The sequence below is a fragment of the Conexibacter sp. CPCC 206217 genome, assembly GCF_030646165.1.
Taxonomy (GTDB): domain Bacteria; phylum Actinomycetota; class Thermoleophilia; order Solirubrobacterales; family Solirubrobacteraceae; genus Conexibacter.
In genome coordinates this window covers 410,886-429,373 of sequence record NZ_JAUTDO010000002.1, presented here as the reverse complement: position 1 = coordinate 429,373, position 18,488 = coordinate 410,886, and the positions used below count along the sequence as shown (strand labels likewise).

The window sequence follows — 18,488 nt, the reverse complement described above, 5'->3', positions numbered from 1 at the left end:
CCCGGGCCGGCTACGACCCCGCCCAGCGCTCCAGTTGCGGCAGCGGATCGATCGGCGCTCCGCCTCTGGCCTGCCAGCCGCCGATCCAGATCTCGAAGTGCAGGTGCGGACCGGACGCGATGCCGGTCGCGCCGACCTCGGCGAGCTGCTGCCCGGCCGTCACGGCCTGGTCCGGCGCGACGAGCACCGAACCCCGCTTGAGATGCATGAAGACGTAGTCGCGGCCGTCGGAGCTGGCGCGCAGCACGAGGTAGATCCCCGCCCCGCCCGGCTGGTTGGCCTTCCAGATGATCGTGCCGGCGACCGGCGCGACGATCGGGGTCCCGCTCGCGGCGGGCACGTCCTGGCCCTGGTGCACATGACCGGGCCGCCCGACGCCGAAGCGCGCGTCTCTGCCGCCGAAGCTGTAGGCGCCCTGGACCGGGAAGCGGCCGACGACCGTCCCGGCGGCGTCCGGATCGGCCGGAACGTCGGATCCGGTCGGGGCGACGACGGCGGATCTTCTGGGAGCCGGCGCGACTCTGCGCTTCGGCACGCTCCCCGGCACCGCGCCACCGGTCTGCGCGCTCGGGGCGCCCGTCGAGCGGTTCGGAGCGCCGGCCGGCGCATCGGGCGCCCCACCGCCGCTCGCAGCGGACGCAGCTATCGGAGCCGCGCCGCCGTTGGCTGCCAGCGCGGATGCCGGCACGGCGCACGCGGCTCCGAGAGCCACTGCGAGGAGAGAGGTACGTCGAACCATCACGACCAACATCGGCCGATCCAATGCACCAGCCAGCCGGTGACAGCCTCGTGCACAGGTTCGAGGGGAGCAAGCTGCAGCGCGGCGCGCGCCTTCGCGCCCGGCTGCAACGGATCCTTCAATTACACCGTCATGCCTCGCTCAGCAACCGTCGCATCAACGCGCTCGCCCCGCCCTTCGACAGCGGCTCGTTCAAGTTCCCGCACTTCGGCGACTGCACGCACGACGGGCAGCCGTGCTTGCAGCTGCACTCCGAGATCAAGCGGTAGGCGTCTCCGACGAGCTGCTCGAAGCGGTTGAAGCCCTGGCGGGTGATGCCGACGCCGCCGGGGTGGCCGTCGTAGATGAAGATCGTCGGGCGGCCGGTCTGCGGGTGGGCGTTGGTGGAGAGGCCGCCGATGTCCCAGCGGTCGCACATCGCCAGCAGCGGCAGCACCGCGATCTGCGAATGCTCGGCGGCGTGCAGCGCGCCCAGCAGCCGATCCAGCATCTGCTCCGGGCCGAGCACCGCATCCGGCAGCTCGTACCAGAGCGCCTGCGTCGTGAACGCGGTCTCCGGCATGTCGAGCGAGTGGAAGTCGATCGACTCGTGGTCGACGAGCGACTTTCTCTGGTAGCCGACGACCAGCTCCGTCACGACGACGGTCCCGAACGAGAGCCGCACGCCCATCGTCTCGCGCCGTTCGATCAGTCGCTCGATCGCCGTCATCGTCTCGCGCCGCGGCTGCGTGAACCAGTCGCCGTCGAACGGGCGCAGCAGCGCGCGGCGGTCGTGCAGGTCGAGCTGCTCGACCTCGTACGCGCGCCCCATGTGCAGGTAGACGGCGCCCTCGTGCGCGGTGTTGAACGCGCGCGCCGACTCGAGCGTGCCGACGACCTCGCCGGAGGTGCCGTCGATCAGCGTGAAGTTGTCCGTCGAGGAGGAGCGCAGCGGGACGCGCGCGGCGGGGAAGTCCTCCGGCGCGCGCAGCTGGAACGTGCCGCGCCGCTCGATCAGCACGCCCGCCCCGACGAGCCGCTCGGCGTGCTCGCGCCATCTCGGTCCGAGCACCTCCGCGTCGCCCGGCGCCAGCGGCCCCTCGTGCGCGGCGCAGACGAGGTGCGCGGCGTGGATCTGCTCGCTCTCGTGGTCGAGGATCGCCGCCTCGACCGGCCGCTGCAGGAACTCGTCCGGGTGGCGGCAGAAGAACTGGTCCAGCGCGTCCTCGCCGGCGACGTAGACCGCGAGCCCTCTGCCGCGCCGCCCGGCGCGGCCCCACATCTGCCGCAGCGACGCGACCGTGCCGGGGAACGTCACGCAGATCGCGGCGTCCAGCTCGCCGATGTCGATCCCCAGCTCCAGCGCGTCGGTCGCCACGACGCCGCGCAGCTCGCCGCTCATCAGCCGCTGCTCCAGTTCGCGCCGCTGCAACGACGTGTAGCCGGCACGGTACGGCGCGAGCTTGTCGGCGAGGTCGTCGTGGCCCATCTGCCGCAGCCGCGCGGTCGCGCTGCGCATGATCACCTCGACCGCCTTGCGCGACTTGATGAAGCAGATCGTGCGCGAGCCGGCGGCGACGAGGTCGGCGAGCAGGTCCGACGCCTCGCTCAGCGCCGAGGCGCGCGTCCCGAGCGCCTCGTCGAGCATCGGCGGGTTCCACATCGCGATCGTGCGCTGTGAGGCGGGCGCGCCGTCCTCGTCGATCAGCTCGATCTCGTCGAGCCCGGTCAGCCGCTGCGCCAGCTCCAGCGGGTTGGCGATCGTCGCGCTCGCGAGCAGGAAGCGCGGCTCGGTCCCGTACGCGACCGCGATCCGCCGCAGCCGCCGCAGCACGTTCGCCACGTGCGAGCCGAACACGCCGCGGTAGACGTGCGCCTCGTCGACCACGACGACCGCGAGGTTGGCGAGGAAGTCGCCCCACGCGCGGTGGTTGGGCAGGATCCCGACGTGCAGCATGTCGGGATTCGTCAGCACGACGTTGGCGTTTCTGCGGATCGCTCTGCGCTCGACCTGCGGCGTGTCGCCGTCGTAGATCGCGGGACGCAGCCGCGGCAGTCTCAGTGCCGCCAGCGCGCGCGCCTGGTCCTGCGCGAGCGCCTTCGTCGGGTACAGGTAGAGCGCCCGCGCGCGCGGGTCGACGTGCAGCATCTGCAGCGTCGGCAGGTTGAAGCAGAGCGACTTGCCGGAGGCGGTCCCGGTCGTGACGATCATCGGGCCGTCCATCGCGGCGTACAAAGCCTGCTGCTGATGCGTGTGCAGCGCCGCGATTCCGACCCGCGCCAACGCGTCGCCGACCTCGTGGTGCAGCTCGCGCGGTATCGGCACCGCCCTGCCGGCTCTGGGCGGCACGATCGACTCGTGCACGAGCCGCTCGTCCGCTCGCCCACGCGCGAGCAGCCCCTCCCAGGGCTCGACGATCTGATCCGCTGCGGCCATCTCTGTCCAGAGTACGCGCCCCGCGCGACCTCGCAGCCGATCGGCTCGCCTCGACGCTCTGGGCGCGCTCCCTACCGCTCCGCCTGCCCCCGCACGACCAGCCGCGACAGCACGATCTGCGACCGCGTGCGCACGACGGAGCCGTCGCGCTGGAGCGCCATGATCAGGCGCTCCAGGTCGCGGGCGTCGGTGACCCGGACGCGCGCGATCGCGTCGGCGTCGCCGGTCACGCTCCACGCCTCGACGACCTCGGGGTGCAGCTTCAGCCGCTCGGTCACCTCGTCCAGCAGCGTGCCGGGGGCGAAGAACAGCTCGACGAGCGCCTCCGTGCCGGCGCCGAGCGCGGCGTGGTCGAGGATCGCGGTGAAGCCCTCGATCGCGCCGCTTGCGCGCAGGCGATCGACGCGGCGCTTCACCGCGGGCGCGCTGAGCGCGACCTGACGGCCGATCTCGCCGTACGAACGACGTGCATCCTCGACGAGTAGCGCAACGATCTGCCGGTCGACTGCGTCCATTCGTTCGATTGTTGCAGCAGGACGAGCGATCGGTCCCTTCCAGATGCCGATGGTGGGGACTAGCTTCCTTGGCACCGTTCGACTCTCGGAAGGAGCACCCATGTCGCCCCAGCGTCCGGCATCAGCTCGGATCGTCTTCGACGAGGCACACGCGGAGGCATGGACGGTGCGTCCGGATGTCGCCCGTGCGATCCAGCCGTCCCATCCGCAGGATTCCTCGTACGCGCGCGCCGCCGAGCTGCTGCGCAGCCATGACCTCGACGTCGCCGTCCACGCGCCCGAGCAGGGCGCGCTGACCGGCGCTGCGCTCGCGACCGCCGACGTGCTCGTGATCGCGCACCCGTCGGAGCCGGAGTGGGAGCAGGTCGTCCCCGGCGGCAGTCCCCGCTTCACCCCCGAGGAGCTCGACGCGCTCGAGGCGTTCGTCGACGCCGGCGGCGGCCTGATCGTCCTCGGCGAGGAGGAGCAGCGCAAGTACGGCAACAACGTCAACGAGCTGCTCGCGCGCTTCCACGTCGAGATCGAGAACCGCACGGTCTCCGACTACGAGCAGCACCGCTCCAGCCCACACTGGATCCTCGCCGAGCTGACGGGCCAGACGCGCTCCGCCGACGGCGTCGACCTGCTCGCGCGCGTGCACCAGGCGTGCTTCTACCGCGCGACGACGCTGCAGCTCTCCAACGGCGCGCACGTGCTCGCGCGCACGTCGAAGACCGCCTCCGTGCCGAGCGCGCCGCTCGTCGCGATCACCGAGCACGGCAAGGGCCGCGTCGTCGTGCTGGGCGACTCCGACCTGTTCGGCGACGACTGCATGGACGCGCTCGACCACGCCGACCTGTGGCTCAACCTCGTCCACTGGGTCGCCCGCCGCGCGTTCGCCGCGCCGCTGGAGCCCCTCCCGCAGGCGGTCGCCGCGAAGGACGACCCCCACTGGCAGGCGCTCAAGGCCGAGGTCGACGCGCTGCGCCTGCGGCAGCGCCCCGACGGCTCGGTCGACCTCGACGACGCGGCCAACGACGCCGCCGCGCTGAACGCGCGCGTCGACGCGATCGTCGCCGCGGTCGAGGGTCTCGCGCCGCGCTTCCCGCACCAGGCCGACTACCTCGCGGCCGCGGTCGCAGACCTGCGCGCGTGGGCCGACGGCGGCTTCGGCGTGCCGGACTTCACCGCGGCGCTGGAGCAGTTCCGCCCCGACCTGCAGCGCGAGGACGGCATCCAGCACCTCGTGCTGTTCCCGATGTACAAGCAGAACGGCTCGCGCGACAGAGTCTTCGAGGCGCTGATAGTCGGCGTCCCATGGCCCGCGTGGCTCGCCGAGCTGGAGCGCGACCGCTACGACAACGCGAAGTTCGTGCCGGTCACGCTCGTCGACTACACCGCCGGCTACGAGTCCGACTGCGCGGTCCTGTTCCCCGAGACGGTCTCGGTCGCCGGCAAGCCCGTCAACCACTTCGGCGGGATCTTCTGCGACCGCGAGGCCGAGCGCTTCCGCCGCACCTCCAGCGACGCGGCCGAGCTGCTGCGCCTGAACCTGCCGCCCGACGCCGCCGCGCTGCTCAGCAGCGAGCGCCTGTCGCGTGACGCGTTCGAGCTGTGGGACCTGATCCACGACCGCGCGCACAGTCACGGCGACCTGCCGTTCGACCCGTTCATGATCCGCCAGCGGATGCCGTTCTGGATGTACGCACTGGAGGAGCTGCGCTGCGACCTGACCGCGTTCAGCGAGGCGGTCAAGCTGGAGCAGGAGGGCTTCGCGTTCGCGCGCAACGTGCAGTACGCGATCCTCTTCGACCGTCTCTTCCGCTTCCCGATCACCGGCACGCGCGTGCGCAACTACGACGGCCTCGGCGGACAGCTGCTGTTCGGCTTCCTGCACGGCTCGCGTCGCCTGCACTGGACCGACAACCGCCTGACGATCGACTGGGAGCAGGTCTCCGAGGGCGTGCTGGAGCTGCGTGAGCAGGTCGAGACGCTCTACCGCGCCGGCATCCAGCGCACGAAGCTGCAGCACTGGGCGGCCGCGCACGACCTCGTCGCCGCGCACGTCTCGCCGGCCTCCAGCTCGCGCTGGGTGGCGGGCACGCGGGCGTTCGAGGAGGCTGCGGATCTGCGACCGTATGTCGACGAGGTGCTCGACGACGAGTTCCCGCTCTCGCTCTTCTACGTGTCGCTGCAGGGCAAGCTGTCGGCGGCGAAGGAGGCTGTCCCCGCATGACCGCAAGCAGTTCGCTCGACGGCCGCGTGATCGCCCTCGCCGGCGCCGGCGGCTCGCTCGGGCCGATCGTCGCCCGCGCGCTGGCCGACGCCGGCGCGACCGTCGCGCTGGCCGACCGCACGCAGGAGCATCTCGACCCGCTCGTGGCGCAGCTGGGTCTGCCGGCCGAGCGCGTCCACGCGCAGGCGCTGAACCTGCTCGACGCCGACGAGACGGCCGCGTGGGCGGCGACGCTGACGGAGCGCTTCGGCCGCGTCGACGGGCTCGTGCACGCCGTCGGCGGCTGGCGCGGCGGCAAGCCGATCGCCGAGGCTCCGGCTGAGGACTGGACGTTCCTCGAAGGGCTGCTGATCCGCACCGCGCAGAACACCTCGCGCGCGTTCCACGACGCGCTTGCCAGCTCCGGCCGCGGCCGCTTCGTGCTCGTCTCCGCCAAGCAGGCGGTCCGCCCGACCGGCAGCAACGCCGCGTACGCCGCGGCGAAGGCCGCCGCGGAGGCGTGGACGTACGCGCTCGCGGAGGAGTTCGGCGGCCTGGACGTGTCCGCCGGCGGCGCGCGCCCGACGGCGAACGTCGTCGCGATCAACGCGCTCGTGACGCCGAGAATGCGCGAGCAGTCGCCCGAGAAGGCGTTCCTCACGTTCACCGACGCGGGCGAGGTCGCGGACGCGATCGTCTACCTGCTCGGCGACGCCGCGCGCAAGGTCAACGGGCAGCGCCTGGCGCTGTACAGCGCGTCGTGACGACGTTCGCGAGCGACAACTACGCGGGCGCGCACCCGGCCGTCGTCGAGGCGGTCGCGGCGGCCAACACGGGCCACGCGGTCGCCTACGGCGCCGATCCCTGGACCGCGCGTGCGCAGGAGCTGATCCAGCAGCAGCTGGGCGACGACGCGCGCGCCTTCCTCGTCTTCAACGGAACCGGCGCGAACGTGCTCGCGCTGCGGGCCGCGTGCACGGCCTGGGGTGCGGTGATCTGCTCGCAGACGGCGCACCTGCACGTCGACGAGGGCGGCGCGCCCGAGCGTGTCGGCGGCGTCAAGCTGCTGACGACGCCGACGCCCGACGGCAAGCTCGTGCCCGACGACGTCGTGCGGCTGACCGATCGCCTCGGCGACGAGCACCAGGCGCAGGCGCAGGTCGTCTCGATCGCGCAGTCGACCGAGCTGGGCACGCTCTACACGCCGCAGGAGATCCGCGCGCTCGCCGACGCCGCGCACGCACGGCACATGCTGCTGCACGTCGACGGCGCGCGGCTGCCGATGGCGGCCGCCGCGCTCGGCGTGCCGCTGCGCGAGATCACCACCGGCGCCGGCGTCGACCTGCTGTCGTTCGGTGCGACGAAGGTCGGCGCGCTCGGCGCCGAGGCCGTCGTCGTGCTGCGGCCGGAGGGCGAGCTGGCCGACGGCCTGCCGTTCCTGCGCAAGCAGTCGCTGCAGCTCGCCTCCAAGGGCCGCTTCCTCGCCGCGCAGTTCATCGCGCTGCTGGAGGACGGCCTGTGGGAGCGGCTCGCCTCGCACGCGAACGCGATGGCGGCGCGGCTCGCCGACGCCGTGCGCGACACGCCCGGCCTGGAGATCACGCAGACCGTGCAGGCGAACGCGATCTTCGCGAAGCTGCCGGCCGAGGTGACCGCGCGGCTGCAGCAGCAGTTCCGCTTCTACACGTGGGACGCGAACACCGGCGAGGTTCGCTGGATGTGCTCGTGGGACACGACGGAGGAGGACGTCGACGCGTTCGCCGCGGCGATCAAGGCGGAGCTGGCGGCGGTCGCGGCCTGAGCCCGACACAATCCCCGCCATGCGCTGTCTCTACGTCGACCTCGACGGAACCCTGCTGGGCCGCGGCGCGTCGCTCCTGAGCGACGCCGACGGGAACTTCTCGACCGCCGCGGTGCGCGCGCTGGAGGCGTGCCACCGCGCCGGCGTCGAGGTCGTCATCTACACCGGTCGGCGCGAGACGCAGGTGAGAGAGGACGCGCGCCTGCTCGGCCACTCGGCGTACATCTTCGAGGCCGGCTCGGGCCTCGTCGTCGACGGCGAGCTGGAGTGGCTCACGGGCGGACTGGAGCCGCGCGACGGCATCACGATCCACCAGCAGATCGAGGACCGCGGCGCGCCTGCGCTGCTGCTGGAGCGCTTCCCCGGCCAGCTCGAGTACCACGCGCCATGGCACGTCGACCGCGAGGTCTCGCACCTCTTCCGCGGCCTCGTCGACGCGTTCGAGGTCGACGCGCTGCTGAGCGCCAACGGCCACGACGACCTGCGTCTGGTCGACAACGGCACCGTCCACTCGCGCTCCGACGCGCTCGCCGGCCTGGAGCAGGTGCGCGCCTATCACCTGGTTCCGAGATCGGCCTCGAAGGCGGCGGCGGTCGCGCGCCACATGCAGATCCGCGGCTACACGTCCGAGGAGTGCATCGCCGTCGGCGACTCGCGCGAGGACCTCGGCGCCGCCGCCGCCGTCGGCACCTTCTGGCTCGTCGCCAACGCGCTGGAGAAGGACCCGACCCTGCGCGAGGCGATCAAGGGCAGACCCAACGTCCGCATCGCCGAGGGCCGCAACGGCGAGGGCGTCTACGAGGCGGTCGTCACGACGTTGGCGCAGCGGCGCGGCTGAGCTGGACGGCGCCGCCGCACTGGCCTGCGCGCACGCCGCCCGGCAGCCTGCGCGTCGCTACTCCGCCGCTCCCCGCAGGTCCTCACCGCGTCTGAACCACCCGCGCACCCTCGTCGCGGCGCGCCCGAGCGCGCCGCGGGGGACCGCTCTCGCCGGGCGCCAGCGGGCGGGCGGGGGGACGGTCGCGCGCACCAGCGCGACCCATTCGCTCAGCGGCAGCTCGCCCGCGATCAGCTGCGCCAGCGCGCTCGTGACGGGGGCCTCGACGCCGGCGCGCGCGAGCGCGTGGGCCAGCAGCGGGACCGACTCCAGCGCCTCGACCGCCTGGCCGATCCGCGCCGGGATCTCGCTCGCCGGCACGCCCTGCGCGAGCAGCTCGCCGGCGCGGCGGTTGCGGCTCTGCGGCGCGAGCGCGGTCGCGACGAGGTCGCCGGTGCCGGCGAGGCCGATCATCGACTCCGGCCGCGCGCCCTGGCGCTCGGCGTAGCGCCAGACCTCCGCGAAGATGTGGCCGGCGGCGGCGCCGGCGGCGTTAAGGCCCTGCGACTCGGTCGCGCCCGCGGCGAGCGCGGCGGCGTTCTTGGCCGCGCCGGCCAGCTCGACGCCGACCGGGTCGTTGGACTGCTCGCAGACGACCCCGGCGCGGATGAAGACCGACGCGATCAGTCGCGCGAGCGCCTCGTCGGTCGCGGCGGCGACGAGCCCGGCGCCCTCGCGCACCATCTCCTGCGCGTGCGCCGGCCCGCCGACGCAGGCGACCCGCTGCGCGCCGAAGCGCTCGCGCAGCAGCACCGTCGGCGCGGTCCCGGCGGGCGGGACGAGGCCCTTCGTGAGCGAGACGATCGAGGCGCGGCGGCTGAGGCCGGCCGATTCCAGCCCGGCCATGACGGGCTCCAGCTGCGCCGAAGGGATCGCGAGGAAGACGAACTCCGCCCGCCCGAGCCCTGCCGAGGCCGGCTCGACGCGCAGCTCCCGCGGCAGCTCGACGCCGGGCAGGTACGCGCTGTTCTCGCGCGCGGCCTGCAGCGTCTCGGCCTGCTCCGGCGTGCGCGTCTGCAAGGTGGTGCGCAGCCCGCCGCGCGCCAGCAGCACCGCGACCGCGGTCCCGAACGACCCCGCGCCGATCACCACCGCGCGTCGCAACGCGGGCGGGACGGGGATCTGGGGGCGGGGAAGCGGCGGCACGGAGCGGCGAGCCTAGCGCTCCGGCCGCGCGCGCCGCACGTTCGCGCCGCACGTGACAGTGAGCTTGCGCCGAGCCCGCTCGCCGGCGGTGCAGTGCGGGCGCCGCCGCTCAGCCGGCGGAGGTCGGCGCATCCAGATCCTGCACCTCGACGATCACGATCTCGCCGGCGACGACGTCGGTGCGGAAGCGGGGGTGGCCTCTGACCATCACCGTCTGCGGATCGTCGCGGTCGTACATCACGCGCGCGGGCTCGCCGGGCGCGAGGCCGTGCAGCGTGAAGCGGTTCATGTACTGGCGGTGGACGGTGCGTACGGTCGTCCCGTCCGGCAGCGCGAGGTCGAGCGTGAACTCGATCTCTCTGGCGGCCTCGTCGCGCGTCGCGCCCGTCGCGCGCAGCTCGACGACCGTCGCGCGACCGGCGACGCCGCGGCGCGCGAGCGCGGATGCCAGTTCCTTCTCAGGATTCGGCTTGCGTTTGAACAGTCCCACGACCCGCAGCCTAGCGGCGGCCAGGTCGCTCGCGTCAGCGGCCCGACGACGCGAGATGCGCCTGGGCGGGAGCCGGCGACTAGACCAATTCCGCCAGGCGCTTGCCGGCCTGCTCCAGCGCGTCCAGCGTCGATGCTTCCAGCACCGCTTGAAGATCGAGGATCCGCCCGCCGAACGCGTCGAGCGTGCGGCTTCCGACGACCGCGAAGCACGGCACGCCGCTCTGCCGCGCGCGCGTCGCCAGTTCGCCCGGCGCCTTGCCCGCGAGCGTGTGCAGGTCGAGCAGCCCCTCGCCGACGACGATCGCTCGCGCCGCCCGCATGCGCGCGTCGCCGTCGAGCACGTCGAGCACGAACGAGGCGCCCGACTCCGGCTGCGCGTCGCACGCCTGCGCCAGCGCGCCTGCGATCCCGCCGCCGGTTGCGCCCCAGGCGACACCGCCCGCGGGCGTGCGCACGTCGCACAGCACGACGATCCGCGCATCGATCCCGCCGCCCGACGCGATCACCTCGACGCACCCCTCGCCGCCGTCGCCGGCCGCCACGTCGCCCGCCCCGACGAGCAGGACCTCGGCGCCGGTCGCCGCGGCAGCCAGCAGCAGCTCACCGGCGGGGGCGCTCGACGCAGCCTCGCCAGCGCCACCCGCGCGTGCGCTGCCGTCGCCTTCGCCCGCACGCGCGCTGCTGCTGCCACCGCCCGCGCCCGCGCCGCGGCTCTCGCCCAACACGCTCCCCAATTCCACGATCGCGGTGCCGCCGTCCTCGATCAGACCGATCCCGACCCGTCTGCCGCCGACCTCGACGGCCGCGGTCTCGCCCGCCAGCCGCGGCAGCAGGATCTCGAGCGTGCCGGCGCCGCCGTCGGCGAGCGGGCACAGGTCGACCTCCCGGCCGCCGGCCTCCAGACCGCGTCCGAGCGCCGCGGCGACCTGCGTGGCGCGCAGCCCGGCGGCGCGAAACGGGGCGGGGGCGACGAGGATCGGTCCGGACATCGGCCCGAGATCCTACGAGGCGTCACCCGCATATGTAGATGCCGGCGACGTTCGTCACCGTCACGGTGACCGCGGTCGATCTCCAGCCGCCCGCCGACAGTCTCGTCTGGACTCTGTAGGCGCCTATCAGCGAGATCGCCGGCAACGTGTAGCTGGTGGCGCTCGTGTTGACGACTCTCGCGTCCGGCCGGGTCACGTCGTAGGAGACGGTCGCGCCGGCCGGCGGCGTGACCGCGTCCCACACGATCGCTCCGCTCAGCAACCCCAGCCCGGCGCATCTGACGTTGGCCGGCGCCGGCACCGTGTAGGCGGAGAAGGCCGCGGTCGCCGCGACCGACGCGAGGAACGCGGCGGCGGCGGGAACGGCCGCCCACAGCGCGGCCGCGACGATCGCGCCGAGCAGACCGGTGCGCCGACGCGCCCCCATCGCTCAGGACGCCTTCCGCGCCGGCGCAGCGGCCCGCCCGCTCCCTCCGCGTCGGCGCTCGAAGAACCATGCCAGCGCGATCGCGCTCGTGAGGACGCCGAGCCAGTACTGCATCCAGGGGTTGTCGAGCCAGCCGATCGGCGCGCCCAGCCACGGCACGACCGCGAGCGGGCGCTCCACCCTGCTGACGGTCAGCGGCGGGTCGGCGGTTCTGTTGCGGTCGCCCTTCACGACCAGCGTCACGGCCCCGCCGCCGGCCGCTCTGAGCGACTGCACGCGGTGCATGATGCGCCTGCCGTCGCTGCGGCGCACGGCGACGACCTCGCCGACTCTGACCGTCGTCGCGGCGACTGGGCGCACAATCGCGACGGTGCCGACCGGCAGCTCGGGCCGCATCGAGCCGGTCTTGATCACCAGCGGCGTCGCGCCGACCGTCATCCCGAGCACGGTCGCGGCGATGCACGCCGCGCCGAACAGCGCGAACCCCCAGCTGAGCGTGCGCAGCAGCCCGCGCCGCAGCTGCCGCTGGTCAGCTGGTTGCGGTGAAGGTGAACGTCGCATTCGACGTCAGGCCCTGCAGCGAGTTGGCGGCGCCGCTGGGCAGCTCCACGCGGTAGCAGAGGAACTCGCTGGCGGCTGCCGCCAGCGGACGTGAGGCGATCGCTGCGCTGCCGAGCTCTGCCGCTTCGGCGTAGACGACCGTTCTCGACGCGTTGTACTCCGTCGCGGTGCAGGTCGCGCTGGTGACGGTCTTGATCCCGATCGTGAGCGCGCTCGCCAGCGGCGCGCTGCCCGTCACCGCGGTGCTCATCGCGTAGTCGAAGTCTGACGTGCCGCTGTTGGTGATTCTCAGCGGCGCGTATCTGACGGTGCCGGGGATCATCCCGGTCGTCGTCAGCGAGGTGAACGCGACGGTGCCCGTCTGGTCGTTCGCTCTGATCGCGATCGTGCCGGTCGAGAAGCTCGTCGTCACGTCGACGGAGTCGGTGAACGCGGCGTACGCACCCAGCCATGAGAGTCCGACGAGCGGACCGATCGCAAGCAACGCCCGCACGCGGCGCGACGAGGGGAACTTCATTCCGACACCTCCCGAATGTCAGTGGGACTGAACCAGGGGTGGTATCGACAACTGATCGAGAAACTTGAAAGTAGTCAGACTACGAGCAAGCAATAGTCAGGTTTGATCTACCTTACAATCGTGTAATGGGGATCGCCGCCTGGCGCCGAGCGGTATGTGCCCCGTGCGGCTCACATTACAGAAAGAAGGTCGATCAATGAGGCGGACGATCCGGCACGAAGCGGATCGTCCGCCAGACGGCTCCGTCGCGTCTGCCGACGGTCACGACCAGCAGCCCCTGCAGCAGCACGCGCGCGCCCGTGCGCGCCGTCATCCTGTAGCTCCAGCTGCCGCTGTCCTCGCCGCGCGGCGTCAGCCGCAGCGCCGCGCCCGCGCGTCGCGCGGCGATGTCCGGCAGCGCCGCGCCCGGTGCGCCCCAGCCGGCGCACGGCTCCGTCACGCGGTAGCTGCGGGTGTAGCCGAGCCCCTCGACCTGCACGTCGAGCGCGCGCCGTTGCAGCGCATGGCAGTCGCGCCCGCGGGCACCCCAGGCGAGCGACAACCGGTCCGGGTCGCGCGCGAGCTGAAGCCGCGGCTCCAGCGGCTGCACGACCGTCGTCTCGTGTGGGTCGGAGCGCTGCGGGCACGGCGTTCCGGCGCCGCTGCCGCGCCGCTCGACCCACGCCAGCGCCACGGTGAGGCGACCGGTGCGGGCGGGCGCGCGCAACTGCAGCGCGTAGCCGCGCGCGGGCAGCGCGATCCGGGCGGGCTCGCCGACCTGCGCCCCCGCGCGGAAGGTCGTGACCGTCGCGACGACGTCCTCGACGCGCCGGTCTCTGCGCGCCTGCACCGGCACCGTCGCGGTCGCGCGCACTGCCAGCTCGCGTGGGAACTCGCGCCACGTCAGCGCGGGCGTCGCGATCGTGCGGCAGGCGCGGGCGACGTCGGATCTGGTGGCGACTGTGGGGCTGGTGGGCGCGGGCGGCGACGCGCCGACGCTCGGCGGGGCCGGAGGCGCGGGGGAGGGCGGCTGGTCGCCGGACGGCCCCGGATCCGGGTCACCCGGGCCTCTGGGTTCGCCCGGCTCGGCCGGCGCGTACCCGTCGAACCAGCCGCTGAGCAGGTCGTCGGCCGGCGGTTGCGCCGGGTCGCTCGGCGCGAGTGGCAGATCCGCGACGAGCCCATGTGCCCGTGCCTCCACACAACGTGGCTGCGCCTGCGCCAGCAGCGGATCGCGCAGCGTCAGCGACAGTCGCGAGCGATCGGGCGACAGAGCGACCGGCAGCAGGAGCGGATCGCCGTTCGGAGCCACCGTCGCGGTCGCGACGAGCGCGTCGCCGAGCGGGCCCGCGGCGATCGTCAGCCGCACGTCGCCGGTGCTCTCGGGCGGCTCGAGCCGGCAGCCGGCGTCGGCGGTCGCCGTCGCGTGCTCGCCGAGCGCGATCGTCACCTGCTGGTCGGGGCTGGGCAGCAGCGCCGGCAGCGGCTGGTGCAGGTCGAGCTCGACCGTCAGCGTGCTCGCCGCGCGGTCGAACGTGACGTCGAGCGCGCTCATGTCGAACGTGACGGCAGGGTCGGGCGGGTCGAGCAGATTCGCGTGACGGACCTCCGCCTGCGCCGCGGCGGCGCCGATCGGCAGCATGAACGCGACGGCGATGAACGCCCCCGCGGCGATCCGCAGACCGAGCTGGCACGCGCGCACGCTCACGCGCCAAATGCTAACGCGCCGCTCGCCCCGGTCGGTGATCGCAGCGTGAAGCGGCTGCCGGCGATCCGCGCCGCCCGCCCGCGCTCGCGCCGCCTGCCGGCGCCGCCTGCCCGTGCCGGCGCCGCGCGTCGAGCCCCGCGCGTCAGTCGTCGAGCTGCGCGACGCCGCACTCGGCGGGCGGCTTGTCGTCGCGCCAGCGCTTCAGCTTCGCGCCGTGACGTATGCGTCCGCCGGCGACGTGGTCGAAGCTGACCTCTACGACCAGCTCCGGCCGCAGCCCGACCCACTCGAGGTCCTTGTCGTTCTTCCAGCGGCTGGGATCGGCGGAGCCGCGCTCGCCGCTCTGAAACGGCGCCAGTCTGTCGACCAGCTCGCGTCTCTCCGCCGCTCTCAACGACGACGTGTGGCCGACGACGCGCAGCTCGCCCTCGTCGTTGTAGAGGCCGAGGATCAGCGAGCCGACGGTGCGCTCCTCCTTGCCGGGGCGCCAGCCGACCAGTACGCAGTCGATCGTGCGCACGCGCTTGATCTTCGCCATGCCGGCGCGTTCGCCGGGCTTGTAGGGCGCCTCCAACTCCTTCGCGACGACGCCCTCGGCACTGCGCAGCCATCCTTCCGCCTCGGCGGTGGTCCGCACCAGCGGCGTCAGCGTCAGCGGGTCGGGAGCGTCCGGCAGCCGCGCCCGCAGCGCCTCCAGCGCGGCGCGCCGTTCGCCGAACGGCCGCTCCAGCAGCACGTCGTCATCGTCGGCGAGCAGGTCGAAGGCGATGTAGTGCGCCGGCGTCTCCTGCGACAGCCGCTCGATCCGCGACGCGGCCGGGTGGATCCGCTGCGACAGCAGGTCGAAATCCTGGCGGCCGTCGTCGCCCTCGATCACGATCTCGCCGTCGACGACGTAGCGGCCGGGCGGGAACTTCAGCTCGGGGAAGTAACGCTCCAGCGGTCTGCCGCCGCGCGACAGCAGCAGCACCACGTCACCGTCGACGAACGCGATCGCGCGGAAGCCGTCGAACTTCGGCTCGAAGACCCAGCTACTGCCGCTCGGAAGTGACGAGCGCGAGCGAGCCAGCTGAGGGCTGAGGGGCGGGCTGAGCGGAAGCGCCACGGTCGCGCGATGGTATCGGCACGATCGGCTCTTCGCAGCCGTCGGCGCGTGCGGCGGTGCGCGCGGAGACCGCGGATTCGCGCCCCGTGTGCGCGCCGCGGATGCGCCGCATCGGCGCGATCAGGCCGCCGCCGGCGGCGACGACGCCGGCTCGCGCGCCTCGCCCCGCGCGGCCGCCTGCCGCGCCAGCCGCGACCACGCCAGCCCGCGCACCGCGCCGCAGCTCTGCGACCCCGCGCATCTGCAGCACCAGCACTGCGGTGACGACGAGCAGCGCGCCGACGATCTGGATCGGGCCGAGCCGCTCGCCGAAGGCGATCCCGCCCGCGACGATCGCGACGACCGGGTCCAGTGCCGACATGATCGAGGTGCGGCTGGCGCCGAGGCGCTCGACGCCGGCTATGAACGCCGTCATCGCGACGGCGGTCGAGCCGACGGCGATCAGGGCGATCCACACCCAGGCGCTCGGCTGCAGCGCGCCGACGTCGATCGAGCCGGACGCCGTGCCCGCGATCGTGAAGGAGATCGCCGCGCCGGAGCAGACGAGCGCGGAGAAGGTGAGCGGGTGCAGCTTGCCGCCAAGCCCGTCGGCGCTCAGCACGTAGGTCGCGTAGATGACGGCTGCGCCGAGCGCGAGCGCGACCCCGGCGGGGTCGATCGCGCCGGTCGAGCCGCCGGCCAGCACCAGCGCGACGCCGCTGGTCGCGATCACGACCGCGCCGATGCGGCGGCGCGACGGCGACTCGCGCCGCAGCAGGATCGCGGCCACGACGACGATCGCGGGGTAGCTGAACAGCAACAGCTCGCCGAGCGAGGCGTCGATGCGCGTCAGCGCGCCCGCGTAGAGGCCGGACTCGGCGGCATAGAGGAAGAGGCCGAGGCCGAGCGCGCCGAATGCCGCGCGCGGCTGCGTGATGCGCGCGACGCCGCGATAGGCGGCGAAGCCCCACAGCAGCGCGGCGCCGATCACGAAGCGGATCGACAGCAGCGTCAGCACGCTTGCGCCGGCGGCGTACGCGAGCTTCGCGAAGACGGCCATCGTGCCGAAGCCGAGCGCGGCGAGGAGGCACAGGACGAGGCCCTGGCGCTCGCGGCTGATGTGCGGGAAAACGTTCACGCGGACCACCTTAGGCGTGCGTAAAGAACTGCGTTACCCTTGATGTACTTCACTATCCATAGGTTTTACCTTTGACTCTGCAGCAGCTCCAGTACTTCCTCGCGGCGATCGAGCACGGCACCTTCAGCGCGGCCGCCGACGCGCTCTACATGGCGCAGCCGTCGCTGTCGGAGCAGATCCGGCGGCTGGAGGCGGAGCTGGGCGTGGCGCTGTTCGTGCGCGCCGGCCGCAGACTCGCGCTGACGGAGGCCGGCCGCGCGCTGCGCCCGGAGGCCGAGCGCACGCTGGAGGCGGCCGCGCACGCGGCGGAGTCGGTCGCGGGCGTGCGCGAGCTGCGCGCCGGCACCGCGACCTTCGGCACGTTCGGCGACGCGCCGACGTGGCTGATCGGCAACGTCGTGGCGACCTTCCGCCGCCGCCATCCGGACGTGCGCCTGCGCGTCGTCGGCTCCAACTCGGCCGAGGTCGCCGACGAGGTCCGCGAGGGGCGGATCGAGGCCGGCCTGATCGTGCTGCCGATCGACGACGCCGGGCTCGACGTGCGCCCCGCGATGGAAGACGAGATCGTCTACGTCAGCGCCGAGCCGTCGCGCGTCGCGCGGCCGGTCGCGATCGAGCTGCTCGCGGGCGTGCCGCTGATCCTCTACGACGCGCGCTGGGGCTGGGAGGACCCGACCCGTCGCGCGCTGTTGGAGCGCGCCCAACGCGCCGGCGTGCGGCTGGACCCGGCGATCGAGGTCGAGGAGGTCGTCAACGCGCTCGACCTGGCCGCGCGCGGGCTCGGCGACACCGTCATCTCGGCCTCGATCTCGCTGCGCCGCGGCGCGCTGCCGAGTGCGCTCAGATGGGTCCCGTTCGACCCGCCGCTGAACGAGACGTTCGCCTTCATCACCCGCCGCGACGCGATCCTCTCGCCCGCCACGCGAGAGCTGATAGCGCTGGCCGAGCGCCAGCTCGCCGACATGCAGGAGCGGCGCGCGGCGGCGCGCTGAGGAGGACACGGCAGGTTTGGTGTCGTGTGACGACACCGAACCTGCCGTGTCCGTCGCTCAGTCCCGCCGCGGCGCCGCGCTCGGGCCGCGCAGGCGGCGCAGGACGGTGTCGGCGAGGCGCGGGGAGATGCCGTGCGCGACGCCGAGCAGGCCGACGACGCGCGGGTACGCGACGGCGCGGCGGTCTCTTGCGACTGCGTCGAGGATCGCGTCGGCGAGCTCGTCCGGCGGAGACGCTCTCGCGTCGCCGTGGTACCAGACCGGCATCGTCGCCTTCTCATGGTCGTGCAGCGAGGTCGCGATCTCGCCGGGGTAGGCGACCGTCAGCGAGACGCCCGTGCCGTCCAGCTCGTGTCGCAGCGCCTCGCCGAACGCGCGCTGGGCGGCCTTCGTCGCGCCGTAGACGGCGGCGTCGGGGAACGATCGCTGGGCTGCGCCGGAGGAGACGATCACGACGTGGCCGCGGCCGGCGGCGACCATCGGCTCCAGCGCCGCGCGCACCGTCCAGACGGTCCCGAGCCAGTTGACCTGCGTCATCCGCTCGACCAGCTCCGGCGCCAGTTCGCGGAACGGGCCGTAGTGGGCGATACCCGCGTTCGCGACCACCAGCTCGATCCCGCCGCCGGTCTGGGCGACGAACCGCGCGACGGCAGTCTCGACGTCCGCGCGGACAGCGACGTCGCAGGGGAGGACGAGATGGGGTCCGCCCGGCAGCTCCGCCGCCAACGACTCCAGCTGATCCACCGACCGCGCCGCCAGCCCGACGCGGGCGCCGCGCTGCGCCAGCTTCTGCGCGAGCGCACGGCCGATGCCGCTGGACGCGCCGGTGACGAGTGCGCGTGTTCCGGTCGTGACCTCCACGCGCGCCAGCGTAGTCAATACGATCATGGGCATGGGTCAGTCAGAGACAGCC

Annotated in this window: 18 protein-coding genes; 5 read left to right on the top strand and 13 right to left on the bottom strand. The window is 73.4% G+C overall.

Translation table 11 applies throughout. The annotated features are described in order from the left end of the window. Nucleotides 1–10: 10 nt before the first annotated feature. The 3 genes from Q7L65_RS06715 to Q7L65_RS06705 form a co-directional block, all read right to left on the bottom strand. Nucleotides 11–535 (bottom strand): M23 family metallopeptidase, encoded by a 525-nt coding sequence (locus tag Q7L65_RS06715; protein WP_304719670.1) that lies wholly within the window; start codon nucleotides 533–535, stop codon nucleotides 11–13. 334 nt (nucleotides 536–869) lie between these two features. Next, nucleotides 870–3,155: a DEAD/DEAH box helicase gene (locus Q7L65_RS06710; RefSeq protein WP_304719668.1), complete on the bottom strand. Its 2,286-nt coding sequence runs from the start codon at nucleotides 3,153–3,155 to the stop codon at nucleotides 870–872. A 71-nt stretch (nucleotides 3,156–3,226) separates the two neighbouring features. Next, nucleotides 3,227–3,670 (bottom strand): Lrp/AsnC family transcriptional regulator, encoded by a 444-nt coding sequence (locus Q7L65_RS06705; protein WP_304719666.1) that lies wholly within the window; start codon nucleotides 3,668–3,670, stop codon nucleotides 3,227–3,229. Nucleotides 3,671–3,770: 100 nt separating this feature from the next. On the opposite strand from Q7L65_RS06705, the gene Q7L65_RS06700 reads away from it, so the two are divergent. Genes Q7L65_RS06700 through Q7L65_RS06685 form a run of 4 tightly spaced genes read left to right on the top strand, consistent with a single transcriptional unit; the run spans nucleotide 3,771 to nucleotide 8,503 of the window. Continuing rightward, a complete protein-coding gene (locus Q7L65_RS06700) occupies nucleotides 3,771–5,885 on the top strand; it encodes a DUF6421 family protein (RefSeq protein WP_304719664.1) in 2,115 nt (704 codons plus the stop codon). Further along, nucleotides 5,882–6,628 carry an SDR family NAD(P)-dependent oxidoreductase gene (locus Q7L65_RS06695; RefSeq protein ID WP_304719662.1) on the top strand — a complete coding sequence of 249 codons (747 nt, stop codon included), beginning with the start codon at nucleotides 5,882–5,884 and terminating at the stop codon, nucleotides 6,626–6,628. The genes Q7L65_RS06700 and Q7L65_RS06695 overlap by 4 nt, the downstream gene beginning before the upstream one ends. Next, nucleotides 6,625–7,665: a low specificity L-threonine aldolase gene (locus Q7L65_RS06690; protein ID WP_304719660.1), complete on the top strand. Its 1,041-nt coding sequence runs from the start codon at nucleotides 6,625–6,627 to the stop codon at nucleotides 7,663–7,665. Before Q7L65_RS06695 ends, Q7L65_RS06690 begins: the two co-directional genes overlap by 4 nt. A gap of 19 nt (nucleotides 7,666–7,684) precedes the next feature. After that, nucleotides 7,685–8,503, top strand: coding sequence for an HAD family hydrolase (locus tag Q7L65_RS06685; RefSeq protein ID WP_304719659.1), 819 nt, complete (start codon nucleotides 7,685–7,687; stop codon nucleotides 8,501–8,503). Nucleotides 8,504–8,560: 57 nt separating this feature from the next. Here Q7L65_RS06685 and Q7L65_RS06680 read toward each other — a convergent pair whose 3' ends face one another. The 9 genes from Q7L65_RS06680 to Q7L65_RS06640 form a co-directional block, all read right to left on the bottom strand. Next, nucleotides 8,561–9,688 (bottom strand): NAD(P)H-dependent glycerol-3-phosphate dehydrogenase, encoded by a 1,128-nt coding sequence (locus Q7L65_RS06680; RefSeq protein WP_304719657.1) that lies wholly within the window; start codon nucleotides 9,686–9,688, stop codon nucleotides 8,561–8,563. Between the two features lie 109 nt (nucleotides 9,689–9,797). After that, nucleotides 9,798–10,178, bottom strand: a complete 381-nt coding sequence (locus tag Q7L65_RS06675) for a hypothetical protein (protein WP_304719655.1) — start codon at nucleotides 10,176–10,178, stop codon at nucleotides 9,798–9,800. Between the two features lie 79 nt (nucleotides 10,179–10,257). Next, a complete protein-coding gene (locus tag Q7L65_RS06670; RefSeq protein ID WP_304719653.1) occupies nucleotides 10,258–11,169 on the bottom strand; it encodes a glycerate kinase in 912 nt (303 codons plus the stop codon). A gap of 22 nt (nucleotides 11,170–11,191) precedes the next feature. Further along, on the bottom strand, nucleotides 11,192–11,596 hold the full coding sequence (locus Q7L65_RS06665; protein ID WP_304719651.1) for a hypothetical protein: 405 nt from the start codon (nucleotides 11,594–11,596) through the stop codon (nucleotides 11,192–11,194). 3 nt (nucleotides 11,597–11,599) lie between these two features. Continuing rightward, nucleotides 11,600–12,157, bottom strand: coding sequence for a hypothetical protein (locus Q7L65_RS06660; RefSeq protein WP_304719649.1), 558 nt, complete (start codon nucleotides 12,155–12,157; stop codon nucleotides 11,600–11,602). Continuing rightward, nucleotides 12,126–12,674: a SipW-dependent-type signal peptide-containing protein gene (locus Q7L65_RS06655; RefSeq protein WP_304719647.1), complete on the bottom strand. Its 549-nt coding sequence runs from the start codon at nucleotides 12,672–12,674 to the stop codon at nucleotides 12,126–12,128. Before Q7L65_RS06655 ends, Q7L65_RS06660 begins: the two co-directional genes overlap by 32 nt. Nucleotides 12,675–12,867: 193 nt before the next feature. Next, the gene (locus Q7L65_RS06650) at nucleotides 12,868–14,361 is read right to left on the bottom strand and encodes a hypothetical protein (protein WP_304719644.1); all 1,494 of its coding nucleotides are present in this window, start codon (nucleotides 14,359–14,361) and stop codon (nucleotides 12,868–12,870) included. A gap of 142 nt (nucleotides 14,362–14,503) precedes the next feature. Then, the gene (locus Q7L65_RS06645) at nucleotides 14,504–15,466 is read right to left on the bottom strand and encodes an ATP-dependent DNA ligase (RefSeq protein ID WP_304719642.1); all 963 of its coding nucleotides are present in this window, start codon (nucleotides 15,464–15,466) and stop codon (nucleotides 14,504–14,506) included. Then, nucleotides 15,393–16,583 carry a DMT family transporter gene (locus Q7L65_RS06640; protein ID WP_304719641.1) on the bottom strand — a complete coding sequence of 397 codons (1,191 nt, stop codon included), beginning with the start codon at nucleotides 16,581–16,583 and terminating at the stop codon, nucleotides 15,393–15,395. Before Q7L65_RS06640 ends, Q7L65_RS06645 begins: the two co-directional genes overlap by 74 nt. A gap of 71 nt (nucleotides 16,584–16,654) precedes the next feature. On the opposite strand from Q7L65_RS06640, the gene Q7L65_RS06635 reads away from it, so the two are divergent. Continuing rightward, entirely contained in the window at nucleotides 16,655–17,575 is a 921-nt protein-coding gene (locus Q7L65_RS06635; protein WP_304719640.1) for a LysR family transcriptional regulator, read from the top strand. A gap of 57 nt (nucleotides 17,576–17,632) precedes the next feature. Here Q7L65_RS06635 and Q7L65_RS06630 read toward each other — a convergent pair whose 3' ends face one another. Next, entirely contained in the window at nucleotides 17,633–18,436 is an 804-nt protein-coding gene (locus tag Q7L65_RS06630; RefSeq protein WP_304719639.1) for an SDR family oxidoreductase, read from the bottom strand. Nucleotides 18,437–18,488 lie beyond the last annotated feature (52 nt).